9 protein-coding genes and 1 tRNA gene are annotated in these 11,991 nt (G+C 65.6%); 8 read left to right on the top strand and 2 right to left on the bottom strand.

Translation table 11 applies throughout. The features are described 5' to 3' along the window. Nucleotides 1-126: 126 nt before the first annotated feature. From ACSX1D_RS14145 to ACSX1D_RS14135, 3 genes are read left to right on the top strand one after another with little or no spacing between them, the layout of a single operon-like run. The gene (locus ACSX1D_RS14145) at nt 127-381 is read left to right on the top strand and encodes an OadG family protein (protein ID WP_439859105.1); all 255 of its coding nucleotides are present in this window, start codon (nt 127-129) and stop codon (nt 379-381) included. A gap of 25 nt (nt 382-406) precedes the next feature. Continuing rightward, the gene (gene oadA / locus ACSX1D_RS14140) at nt 407-2,185 is read left to right on the top strand and encodes a sodium-extruding oxaloacetate decarboxylase subunit alpha (RefSeq protein ID WP_439859104.1); all 1,779 of its coding nucleotides are present in this window, start codon (nt 407-409) and stop codon (nt 2,183-2,185) included. 10 nt (nt 2,186-2,195) lie between these two features. Beyond that, nucleotides 2,196-3,332 carry a sodium ion-translocating decarboxylase subunit beta gene (locus ACSX1D_RS14135; RefSeq protein ID WP_439859103.1) on the top strand — a complete coding sequence of 379 codons (1,137 nt, stop codon included), beginning with the start codon at nt 2,196-2,198 and terminating at the stop codon, nt 3,330-3,332. Nucleotides 3,333-3,425: 93 nt separating this feature from the next. Here ACSX1D_RS14135 and ACSX1D_RS14130 read toward each other — a convergent pair whose 3' ends face one another. After that, nucleotides 3,426-3,743 carry an Arc family DNA-binding protein gene (locus ACSX1D_RS14130; RefSeq protein WP_439859102.1) on the bottom strand — a complete coding sequence of 106 codons (318 nt, stop codon included), beginning with the start codon at nt 3,741-3,743 and terminating at the stop codon, nt 3,426-3,428. Between the two features lie 438 nt (nt 3,744-4,181). Here ACSX1D_RS14130 and phnN point away from each other — a divergent pair, with 438 nt between their 5' ends. After that, a complete protein-coding gene (phnN, locus tag ACSX1D_RS14125) occupies nt 4,182-4,781 on the top strand; it encodes a phosphonate metabolism protein/1,5-bisphosphokinase (PRPP-forming) PhnN (RefSeq protein WP_439859101.1) in 600 nt (199 codons plus the stop codon). 18 nt (nt 4,782-4,799) lie between these two features. Here the strand turns inward: phnN and ACSX1D_RS14120 are convergent, their stop codons facing one another. Continuing rightward, nucleotides 4,800-5,267: an Lrp/AsnC family transcriptional regulator gene (locus tag ACSX1D_RS14120; RefSeq protein ID WP_439859100.1), complete on the bottom strand. Its 468-nt coding sequence runs from the start codon at nt 5,265-5,267 to the stop codon at nt 4,800-4,802. Between the two features lie 202 nt (nt 5,268-5,469). Between ACSX1D_RS14120 and ACSX1D_RS14115 the strand changes: the two genes are divergently transcribed. The 4 genes from ACSX1D_RS14115 to ACSX1D_RS14100 all read left to right on the top strand — a co-directional run bounded on the left by ACSX1D_RS14115 (nt 5,470) and on the right by ACSX1D_RS14100 (nt 11,802). Further along, nucleotides 5,470-8,937, top strand: coding sequence for an indolepyruvate ferredoxin oxidoreductase family protein (locus tag ACSX1D_RS14115; protein ID WP_439859099.1), 3,468 nt, complete (start codon nt 5,470-5,472; stop codon nt 8,935-8,937). 89 nt (nt 8,938-9,026) lie between these two features. Beyond that, on the top strand, nt 9,027-10,085 hold the full coding sequence (locus ACSX1D_RS14110; RefSeq protein WP_439859098.1) for a Leu/Phe/Val dehydrogenase: 1,059 nt from the start codon (nt 9,027-9,029) through the stop codon (nt 10,083-10,085). Nucleotides 10,086-10,208: 123 nt separating this feature from the next. Beyond that, nucleotides 10,209-11,609, top strand: coding sequence for a sodium-dependent transporter (locus ACSX1D_RS14105; protein WP_439859097.1), 1,401 nt, complete (start codon nt 10,209-10,211; stop codon nt 11,607-11,609). A gap of 118 nt (nt 11,610-11,727) precedes the next feature. Further along, nucleotides 11,728-11,802, top strand: a tRNA-Arg gene (locus ACSX1D_RS14100). The last annotated feature ends 189 nt before the right edge of the window (nt 11,803-11,991 follow it).

Genomic DNA, 11,991 nt, shown 5'->3' with positions numbered 1-11,991 from the left:
TGCGGCTCTGGGTTTGCTTCAAACGCTTGTTTCAAGCTAAGGTTCGCCAGCTTTGCCCGGCGTGTTTCCGGGCCTCTCCGCTAATAACGAAAACGCGGCCCTGAGCCGCGACCAAAAGGAGTCATCATGACCCCCAGTCAACTCCTGCTCGAGGGCGTCGAGCTCATGCTGTTCGGCATGGGATCCGTGTTCATCTTCCTGGTTCTGCTGATTTTCGCGATTCGTCTGATGGCGCGGCTGCTCGAGCGCTTCGCCGCGCCTGCGCCGCAGCGTGTCGCCACCGCGCCCGCGCCAGCCAAGGCCGCGCTGCACGAGCCCGAGCCCGACGTACTCGCCGCCATCCAGGCCGCCATTCATCAACACCGCGCGCGCCGCGGCTGATCCAGGTTTGACAGGGAGCTTTGCTATGACCGCTGAGAAAAAGGCCCTCGGCATCACCGACGTGGTGCTGCGTGACGCCCACCAATCCATTCTGGCCACCCGCGTGCGCCTCGAGGACATGCTGCCGATCGCGCCCAAGCTCGATCAGGTCGGCTTCTGGTCGGTGGAGTCCTGGGGCGGCGCGACCTTCGACGCCTGTATCCGCTACCTCGGCGAAGACCCGTGGGAGCGCATCCGTGCCCTGAAACAGGCCATGCCCAATACCCGCCAGCAGATGCTGCTGCGCGGGCAGAACCTGCTCGGCTACCGGCACTACGCCGACGACGTGGTGGAGAAGTTCGTCGAGCGCGCCGCGGTGAACGGCGTCGACGTGTTCCGCGTGTTCGACGCGATGAACGACCCGCGCAACCTGCAGACCGCCCTGCAGGCGGTTAAGCGCCAGGGCAAGCACGCCCAGGGCACCATCTCCTACACCACCAGCCCGGTGCACACCCTGCAGATGTGGGTCGACCTGGCCAAGCAGATCGAGGACATGGGCGCCGACTCCATCGCCATCAAGGACATGGCCGGCATCCTCACTCCCTATATCGCCTTTGAGCTGGTGTCGCGGCTCAAGGCCAGCCTGTCGATCCCGATCCACATGCAGTGCCACGCCACCGCCGGGCTGTCCTCCGTGGCCATCCTCAAGGCGGTGGAAGCCGGTATCGACAACGTCGACACGGCGATTTCCTCGCTGTCGATGACCTATGGCCATTCGCCGACCGAGTCGGTGGTGGCGATGTTCCAGGGCACCGAGCGCGATACCGGGCTGAACCTCGAGTTGCTGGAGGAGATCGCCGCCTACTTCCGCGAGGTGCGCAAGAAGTACGCGAAATTCGAGGGCAATCTCAAGGGCGTCGACTCGCGCATTCTGGTCGCCCAGGTGCCGGGCGGCATGCTCACCAACATGGAGAACCAGCTCAAGGAGCAGGGTGCCCAGGACAAGTTCGACCAGGTACTGGCGGAGATCCCGCGGGTGCGCGAAGACCTGGGCTTCATCCCGCTGGTGACCCCGACCTCGCAGATCGTCGGCACCCAGGCGGTGATCAACGTGTTGACCGGCGAGCGCTACAAGTCGATTACCAAGGAAACCGCCGGCGTGCTCAAGGGCGAGTACGGCGCGGCGCCAGCGCCGTTCAACGCCGAGCTGCAGGCGCGCGTGCTGGATGGTGGCGAGGCCATCAGCTGTCGCCCGGCCGACCTGCTCGAGGCCGAGATGGACAAGCTGACCGCCGAACTCAAGGGCATCGCCCAGGAGAAGGGCATCAAGCTGGCCAAGGATGAAATCGACGACGTGTTGACTTATGCGCTGTTCCCGCAGATCGGCCTGAAGTTCCTGGAAAACCGTGGCAACCCGGCGGCCTTCGAGCCGGTGCCGAGCGGACAGGAACTGCCGGCGCGCGAGGCTGGCAAACCCGAGGTCTATACCGTCGAAGTCGGCGGCAAGTCCTACGTGGTGCAGGTGGGCGAGGGCGGCGATATCAGTGGCATCAAGGCCCTGGGGGGCAGCAGTGGCGCGCCCGCCGCCGCAGCGGCCGCTCCGGTTGGCGCTGGTGAGTCGCAGACCGCGCCGCTGGCCGGCAACATCTTCAAGGTACTGGTGCAGCCGGGCGCTGTGGTCGAGGAAGGGCAGCTGGTGATCATCCTCGAGGCGATGAAGATGGAAACCGAGATTCGCGCACTCAAGGCTGGCACCGTCGCCGCCGTCAACGTCAAGGTCGGTGATGCGGTGGCGGTGGGCGACAGCCTGCTGGCCATCGCCTGAGGGGCGCGTCATGGAGAAGCTTGTCAAACTGTGGCAGAGCACCGGCCTCTATCACCTCGAGCCCGGCCAGGGCCTGATGATCCTGGTCTGCGTGGGGCTGATCTACCTGGCGATCCGCAAGGGTTTCGAGCCGTTGCTGCTGATCCCCATCGGTTTCGGTGGGGTGCTGGCCAACATTCCGGTGGCCAACATGGCCGAGGGTGCCGGTTTCCTGCACATGATCTATGAGGTCGGCCTGCCCACCAGCCTGTTCCCGCTGCTGATCTTCATGGGCGTCGGCGCCATGACCGACTTCGGGCCGATGCTGGCCAACCCGAAGACCCTGCTGCTCGGCGCGGCGGCGCAGTTCGGCATCTTCGCCACCCTGATCGGCGCCCTGGCGCTGACCGCTCTGGGCATCCCCGGCATGGAGTTCAGCCTCAAGGAGGCGGCGTCCATCGCCATCATCGGTGGCGCCGATGGCCCGACCTCGATCTTCGTCACCTCCAAGCTGGCGCCGGACCTGCTCGGCCCGATCGCCGTGGCGGCCTATTCCTACATGGCCCTGGTGCCGCTGATCCAGCCGCCGATTATGCGTGCGCTGACCACCAAGGAAGAGCGCGCCATCGTCATGCAGCAACTGCGGCATGTCAGTCAGGTCGAGAAGATCGTCTTTCCGCTGGTGCTCTGCCTGCTGGTCGGCATGCTGCTGCCGGACGCCGCGCCGCTGGTGGGCATGTTCGCCTTCGGCAACCTGTTGCGCGAGGCCGGCGTGGTCGAGCGCCTGGCGGACACCTCGCGCAATGCGCTGATCAACATCGTCACCATCGGTCTGGGGCTCACCGTGGGCTCCAAGCTGTCGGCCGAGGCCTTCCTGCAGCTCAAGACCCTGGGCATTCTGGTGCTGGGCATGGTGGCCTTCTGCGGCGGTACCGCGGCCGGGGTGCTGATGGCCAAGGGCATGAACCTGCTCAGCAGCAACAAGATCAACCCGCTGATTGGCTCGGCCGGGGTGTCGGCGGTGCCGATGGCGGCGCGGGTGTCGAACAGGGTCGGCCTGGAAGCCAACCCGCAGAACTTCCTGCTGATGCATGCCATGGGGCCGAACGTGGCCGGGGTGATCGGCTCGGCGGTGGCGGCGGGGGTGTTGCTCAACTTCGTCGGTTGACCGGATCGGTCCAGTCGTAAACAGAAAAGCCGCCTCTCTGGGCGGCTTTTTCTTGCTGGGCCTGCTCCGGTCTCGAAGGCAGTTTATTTGGTGCTACTGCTCGTCCGCCGCCATTTCTGCGTCATGGGCGATCAGCGCCACCAGGGCATTCTGCTGGCGTCGCGTCAGCTGGCGAAAGCGCTGCAACAGCTCGCGCTCGTGCAGGGAAAGTTCGGGGCTGTCCAGGCGCAGGTTGACCTCGTCGCCCAGGCTGCCCTCCTGAAGCATGCTCTGCTCGAGGCGGGCGATGATTTCGGAGTTCATGCTGCGATGGTGGTTGCGCGCGACATCAGCGATGCGCTCGCGCATGCCGTCGGGCAAGCGAACAACGAACTTGTCAGCCGTGCGGCTGGAGTAGGTAGCCTGTTTCATAAGGGCGCACACGTTTAACCGGTTAGTTCAGGGAAGCGATACTGGCAATGAGCTACAGGATGTCACCGGTTTGACCATCTTTCGCACTAGCCGTTCACAAAGAATAGCCATTTGCCACGCACTGACCCATTGGTCACCAAAACAATTTATTGGCGCCAATTACGTGGCGTATTTTGCCCCATGTAAAGGCTTTCTGCCAGTATTGCTTGTCAGAAATGAGTGTCATTTGACAGTTTGTACCTGTTTAAGCGCAACGCCCATCAAAATGTTCTGCCTGGGCGGCATCTGCACCGGGAAAGGCCGGCTGCGGCTTTTGTATGGGGTGGACGGTTGAGAAGAAGTCAGGCAGCGTTCTCCTCGGGCCGCTCTCGAGTACTATTGCATTCGCCGGGCATGCCGATTCGGCAAGTCTGATAAAGGGCGAAACGGGTGGGGCCGATGCGTGGCAGGTTGATCTATCTGATGGGGCCTTCGGGGGCCGGCAAGGACAGCCTGCTCGATGCGGCGCGCCAGCGCCTGGCGGCGCGTGGCTGCCTGATCGCCAGGCGAGCGATCACGCGCGTGGGGCGAACTCTCGGTGAGGATGCCGAGGTGTTGTCGCCGGAGGCCTTTGCCGAGTGCGAGCAGAGCGGTGCGTTCGCCATGAGCTGGCGCGCCAATGGCCTGGCCTACGGCATTCCCCGGCAGATCGACGACTGGCTGGCGGCGGGCCATGATGTGCTGGTCAATGGGTCGCGGGGCTACCTGGAAGCGGCGCGCCGGCGCTATCCGGAGCTGGTCGCGGTGCTCCTGACCGTGGAGCCAGATGTGTTGCACCAGCGTCTGCTGAGGCGCGGGCGGGAGACAGCGGCACAGATCGACGCGCGTCTGCACCGCAGCGCGCAGTTCACCGATGTCGCCACCCTGGACGAGCGACTTCACCTGCTGGATAACAGTGGTGATCTGGGGCAGGCCGTCGAGCGCTTGTTCGCGCTGCTCGGATACCTGCGGGAGGCAGCGCAAGACCCTCCGCAGACCCCTGTGGAGCCTGTGGCCTGAGCCGCTGCGTCCAGTTTCTCAATCCAGCGGCAGTTCGGTGGTGCGCTTGACCTCGCTCATGGCGATGTTGGAATGCGCCTCCTGCACGTGGGGGCGCTGCAGCAGGTGGTCGCGCAGGAAGCGCTCGTAGCTGGCGATGTCCTTGGCCACCACCTTGAGCAGGTAGTCCGAACCGCCGGCCATGGTGTAGCACTCCAGCACTTCCGGGTAGCCGATCACCGCCTGCTCGAACTCCTCCAGGTTGCTGCGACCGTGGGCCGACAGCTTGATGTCGACGAACACGGTGATGCTGAAACCGAGCAACTTGTGATTGAGCAGGGCCACCTTGCGCTCGATCAGCCCGTCTTCCTGCATGCGATGAATCCGCCGCCAGCAAGGCGACTGCGACAACTTGACCTTTTCGGCGATCTCCGCCGCGGACAGGTCTGCGTCGTGTTGCAACAGGCGCAGGATCTTGCGATCGAGCGGGTTGAGCGTCTCTTGCATGAATGTTTCCGATTTTTTGTTTTTCTTGGATGAGTAATGTCCAGTATCTGCAATTTGGCCTGAAAATAGAAAGAAAAAATCGGCACCGCTCAGTCATATTCTTAAGCAGTCAGCCCGGCGCAGCGATCCTGTGCCGGAGCCAATCGGGGCGTGCCCACCGTCACAGCCCCCTGGTCGCCAAAACAATAAAAGGAGCGCCCGCATGTCTCTGGCCGAGATCCGCCTAGATGACAAATACCGTCTCGCCACCGGTCATCTGTACCTCACCGGCACCCAGGCGCTGACCCGCCTGCCGATGCTGCAGAAGCAGCGCGACGCCGCCCATGGCCTGAATACCGCCTGTTTCATCTCCGGCTATCGCGGCTCGCCCCTGGGCAACCTGGACAAGAGCCTGTGGGAGGCCAAGTCCTTCCTCCAGGAGAACCACATCCACTTCCAGCCGGGGGTCAACGAGGAGTTGGCCGCCACCGCGGTGTGGGGCAGCCAGCAGACCAGCCTGTTCCCCGGCGCGCGCTACGACGGCGTGTTCTCCATGTGGTACGGCAAGGGCCCGGGCGTGGACCGCTGCGGCGACGTGTTCAAGCACGGCAATTCGGCCGGGGTCTCCGCCCATGGCGGCGTGCTGCTACTGGCCGGCGACGACCATGGCTGCAAGTCCTCGAGCATCGCCAACCAGAGCGAGCACGCCTTTATCGCCGCCTCCATACCCGTATTGAACCCGGCCAACGTCCAGGAAATCCTCGACTACGGCATCATCGGTTGGGAGCTGTCGCGCTACAGCGGCTGCTGGGTGGCGCTCAAGACCATCGCCGAGAACGTCGACTCCTCGGCGGTGGTGGACGTCGATCCACTGCGGGTCGAGGTGAAGATTCCCGAGGACTTCGAGCTGCCCGAGGACGGCGTGCACATCCGCTGGCCGGACCCGCCCCTGGTGCAGGAGAAGCGCCTCAACACCTTCAAGATCTACGCGGCCCGCGCCTTCGCCCGCGCCAACAACCTCAACCAGGTGCTGCTCGACTCGCCGAACCCGCGGCTGGGCATCATCACCACCGGCAAGTCCTACCTGGACGTGCGCCAGGCCCTGGAGGACCTCGGCCTGGACGAGCAGCTGTGCGCCCAGGTCGGCCTGCGCGTGCTCAAGGTCGGCATGAGCTGGCCGCTGGAACCGGTATCGGTGCACGAGTTCGCCGAGGGGCTGGACGAGATCCTGGTGGTGGAGGAGAAGCGCAGCATCATCGAGGACCAGCTGACCGGCCAGCTGTACAACTGGCCGGTGGGCAAGCGCCCGCGGGTGGTCGGTGAGTTCGACGAGCACGGCAACTCGCTGCTGCCGAACCTGTCCGAGCTGACCCCGGCTATGATCGCCCGGGCCATCGCCAAGCGCCTGGCGCCGATCTACAGCAGCGCCACCATCGAGGAGCGCCTGGCCTTCCTCGCGGCCAAGGAAGCCTCCCTGGCGGCGCCCAAGCACAGCACCGTGCGCACCCCGCACTTCTGTTCCGGCTGTCCGCACAACACCTCGACCAAGCTGCCGGAAGGCAGCCGGGCCCAGGGCGGCATCGGCTGCCACTACATGACCCAGTGGATGGATCGCAACACCGACACCTTCACCCAGATGGGCGGCGAGGGCGCCACCTGGATCGGCCAGGCGCCGTTCACTGACACCCCGCACATCTTCCAGAACCTCGGCGACGGCACCTACTTCCATTCCGGGCAACTGGCCCTGCGCGCGGCGGTGGCCGCCGGGGTCAACATCACCTACAAGATCCTCTACAACGATGCGGTGGCCATGACCGGTGGCCAGCCGATCGACGGCGAGCTGCGCGTTGACCAGCTCAGCCAGCAGGTGTTCGCCGAGGGCGTTAAGCGCATCGCCCTGCTCAGCGACGAGCCGGACAAGTACCCGAGCCGCGACAGCTTCGCGCCCATCGTCACCTTCCACCACCGCCATGAACTGGACGCGGTGCAGCGCGAGCTACGCGAATTCAAAGGCGTTTCGGTGATCATCTATGACCAGACCTGCGCCACCGAGAAGCGCCGCCGGCGCAAGCGCGGCAAGCTGGTTGACCCGCAGAAGCGCGCCTTCATCAACCCGGCGGTGTGCGAGGGTTGTGGCGACTGCAGCGTCAAGTCCAACTGCCTGTCGGTGCTGCCGCTGGAAACCGAACTGGGACGCAAGCGCGAGATCGACCAGAACGCCTGCAACAAGGACTTTTCCTGCGTCGAGGGCTTCTGTCCGAGCTTCGTCACCGTGCATGGCGGCAGCCTGCGCAAGCCAGAGGCGGTGGGCAAGAACGCGCTGTTCGTGGCCCTGTCGGAGCCCAAGCAGCCGTCGCTGCAACGGCCGTGGAACATCCTCCTGCCCGGCGTCGGCGGCAGCGGCGTGACCACCGTCGGCGCGCTGCTGGGCATGGCCGCACACTTGGAAGGCAAGGGCTGCAGCGTGCTCGATCAGGCCGGCCTGGCGCAGAAGTTCGGCCCGGTGATCACCCATATCCGCATCGCCGCCAAGCAGGACGACATCTATGCGGTGCGCATCGCCGCTGGCGAGACCGACCTGCTGCTCGGCTGCGACCTGGTGGTCGCCGCCAGCGAGGAGGCCCTGGCCAAGCTCAACGACAAGATCGCCCATGCGGTGATCAACAGCCATGAGGCGGCCACCGCCGAGTTCACCCGCAACCCTGACGCCCAGGTGCCCGGCGCGGCCATGCGCGAGGCACTGCTCGAGGCGGTGGGTGAGCACAAGACCCACTTCGTCGATGCCACCCGCCTGGCCACCCGCCTGCTCGGCGACAGCATCGCCACCAACCTGTTTATGCTCGGCTATGCCTATCAAAAAGGCTTGGTGCCCGTATCGGCCGAGGCCATCGAAAAGGCCATCGAACTCAATGGCGTCGCCGTTGCGCTCAACCAGCAGGCTTTCCTCTGGGGCCGGCGCGCCGCCTTTGATGTGGCCGCGGTGGAGAAGCTGGCCAAGCCGGCGGTGCAGCAGACGCCGCGCTGCGAAACCCTCGAGGAGATCGTGCAGTTCCGCGTCGACTTCCTCACCGCCTACCAGAATGCCGCCTACGCCGAGCGCTACCGCGCCCTGGTGCAGCGCGTCAGCCAGGCGGACCAGAGCGACGACCAGGCGCTGAGCAAGGCCGTGGCGCGCTACTACTTCAAGCTGCTGGCCTACAAGGACGAGTACGAAGTGGCGCGGCTGTACAGCGACGGCAGCTTCATCCAGCAGCTGGAAGCGCAGTTCCAGGGCGACTACCGCCTGCAGTTCCACCTGGCGCCGAGCTGGCTGAGCAAGCGCGATCCGCTCACCGGCGAGCCGCGCAAGCGCCAGTTCGGCCCCTGGATGCTCAAGGCCTTCGGCCTGCTGGCCAAGTTCAAGGGCCTGCGCGGCACCGCTCTCGACCCGTTCGGCTACAGCGGCGAGCGGCGCCTGGAGCGCGAGCTGATCGCCGAGTACGAGGCCAGCGTCGAGTTCCTGCTCGAGCAGCTCAACGCCGGCAACTACCGCAGCGCCGTGGCGCTGGCCGAACTGCCGGAGCAGATCCGCGGTTATGGCCACGTCAAGGAGCAGGCGCTGGCCAAGGTGCGCGAGCAGGCCCGGCAGCTGCGCGAGCGCCTGAGTGCCCGTGAGATCCAGGCCGTGCAGTTGTTCGAACCGGCGGCCTGATAGGCGAAGGCGCGGGGAGCCAGCTCCTCGCGCCTGCACACCCTGAAATCCCCTTTTACCCAAACAACAAGAACCCTTGAGGAATCCTCATGTCCGTGTTTTCCCACGTCGACTTTGATCATCACGAGCAGGTGGTCTATGGCCACGACAAGGCCAGCGGCCTGAAAGCCATCATCGCCATCCACGACACCACCCTCGGTCCAGCCCTCGGTGGCTGCCGCATGTGGCGCTACGCGACCGACGACGAGGCGCTGCGCGACGTGCTGCGCCTTTCCCGCGGCATGACCTACAAATCGGCCCTGGCGCGCCTGCCGCTGGGCGGCGGCAAGGCGGTGATCATCGGCGACCCGCACAGCGGCAAGAGCGAGGCGCTGTTCCAGGCCATGGGCGACTTCGTCGACAGCCTGGGCGGCCGCTATATCACCGCCGCCGACTCCGGCACCGGCGTGGCGGAGATGCAGATGATGGCCGAGCGCACCCGCCACGTGGCCGGCGCCGGTCAGCGCGAGGCCTTCGACGGCGGTGTGCGCAACGGCGATCCGTCGCCGTCCACCGCCTACGGGGTGTTCCTCGGCCTGCAGGTGGCGGTCAAGCATCGTCTCGGTCGTGACGACCTCAAGGGCCTCAAGGTGGCGGTCCAGGGCCTCGGCCAGGTCGGTTTCAGCCTGGCCCGGCAACTCAAGGGCGCCGGCGCCGAGCTGTGGGTGACCGATATCGTGGAAGCCAACGTGCGCCGCGCAGTGGAACAGTTGGGCGCCACCGCGGTCGGGCAGAACGATATCTATGGTCTCGACGTGGACGTGTTCGCCCCTTGCGCCATGGGCGCGATCATCAACCCGCACACCCTAGAGGCCCTGCGCGCGCCGGTGATCGCCGGGGCGGCGAACAACCAGCTGGCCGACGCCCAGCTGGCCGAGGAACTGCAGCGCAAGGGCTGCCTGTATGCGCCGGATTATGCGATCAACGCTGGCGGCATCATCGACGTGTGCTACGAGCGCACCGGTGGCAGCGCCGCCGAGCTCAAGGCCCATGTCGAAGGCATCGCCGCGACGTTGGAGGAGATCTTCCGTCGTTCCCAGGTCGAGGGCGCCACCACCACCGCCATCGCCGACCGCATGGCCCAGGAGCGCCTGCAAGGCGGCCGCTGAGCCGTAGGGTGGATGGCGCTTCACCCATCCACCCACGCCGCCAGGAGGTGGATGAACAGGGCGTCATCCAGCCTACGCCCAAATCCCCAATGACTTTTAACAACAACAAGAGGGCACGTCCCAATGAGTCAAGACAGCATCGTCGCCGGTAGCTACGCCGGCTCCTCCAGCAGCACTGCCGGGCGCGGCCTGTGGTCGTCGCGCTGGGCCTTCTTCCTGGCCGCCACCGGCTCGGCGGTCGGCCTGGGCAATATCTGGAAGTTTCCCTATATCACCGGCGAGAACGGCGGCGGTGCTTTCGTGCTGGTCTACCTGGCCTGCATCCTGGTGATCGGCATTCCGCTGCTGATGGCCGAGGTGATGATCGGCCGCCGTGGTCGCGCCAACCCCGAGGGCGCCATTGCCGCCCTGGCCAGGCAGGCCGGCGCCAGTCGCCACTGGCGCGTGCTCGGCAGTGTGGCGGTGCTCACCGGTTTCCTGATCCTCAGCTTCTACGCAGTGGTCGCCGGCTGGGCGCTGGCCTACGCGCCGGCCGCGGCCCTGGGCGAGTTCTCTGGGCTGAGCGGGGAGAGCAGTGGCGCGTTATTCGGTGCCATGCTGGGTGACCCCTGGAAGCTGGCGGGCTACGGCACCCTGGTGCTAGTGCTGACCCTGGGTATTGTCGCCCTCGGCGTGCGCGAGGGGCTGGAGCGCTCGCTGCGTTTCATGATGCCGGGCCTGTTCGCGCTGCTGCTGGTGCTGGTGGGCTATGCGGCGACCACCGGCCATTTCGGTGAGGCGGTGCACTTCCTGTTCGATGCCGACTTCAGCAAGCTCAGCGCGCAGAGCGTGCTGGTGGCCCTGGGGCATGCCTTCTTTACCCTCAGCCTGGCCAGTGGCGCGATGATGGTCTACGGCTCCTACCTGCCGGCCGGCACCTCGATCGCCAAGACCTCGCTGATGGTCGCCCTGGCCGACACGGCCGTGGCCCTGCTGGCCGGCCTGGCGATCTTCCCGCTGGTCTTCGCCAACGGCCTGGAGCCGGGCGCCGGCCCGGGGCTGATCTTCGTCACCCTGCCGATCGCCTTCGGCCAGATGCCATTCGGCCAGCTGGTGGGCGGGCTGTTCTTCCTCATGCTGGCCATCGCCGCGCTGACCTCGGCGATCTCCCTGAGCGAGCCGACCATCTCCTGGCTGTGCGAGAAGTTCGCCATCGGCCGGCTCAAGGCCGTGCTGCTCAGCGGCGTCGCCCTGTGGGTGCTGAGCCTGGGCACCGTGCTGTCGTTCAACGCCTGGAGCGAGTTCACCCTGTTCGGCAAGAGCTTCTTCGATTGCCTGGACTACCTGACCACCAACCTGCTGATGCCCCTCGGCGGCCTGGCCACGGTGCTGTTCAGCGGTTGGGTGCTGAGCCGCGCGAGCGTCCAGGAGGCCCTGGGCATCGCCAATCCCCAGCTGTTCCAGCTGTGGTGGCTGGTGCTGCGCTGGGTCACCCCGCTGGGCATCCTGGTGGTGTTCCTGCACACCATCGGCCTGTTCGGCTGAGTCGGCGGGGCGGCCGATTGGCGCGTTTGCCGGTGGTTTGTCCGCGCCGTGCATGGGGTGGCATGACAAACGCGCCTCGGCTCGCTAAGATGCCGCCCGGCTGGAGCAAAGCTTCAGGGTCCCCTTAGTTCAATGGATAGAATAAGCCCCTCCTAAGGGCTAGATACTGGTTCGACTCCAGTAGGGGACGCCAATATGATAATTCCGAGTGCCCTTGAGGGGCTTGGAAATTCACGACAAACCCCGCCCTGTGCGGGGTTTGTCGTTTCTGGGGCAGCAATGCAATCCAGGCGGCCGTGTCGCCGGTTGGCCAGAAGGCTCGATTCCGGCCCATTGGCGCCCGCCGTTCTCCCCGCTCGCCATCTCCTTTGTCCTATTCGCC

This window comes from Pseudomonas sp. MBLB4136 (assembly GCF_051904765.1).
Taxonomy (GTDB): Bacteria; Pseudomonadota; Gammaproteobacteria; order Pseudomonadales; family Pseudomonadaceae; genus Aquipseudomonas.
Note: the sequence above shows the minus strand (reverse complement) of the source record. Positions and strands in the feature narration are given on the sequence as shown.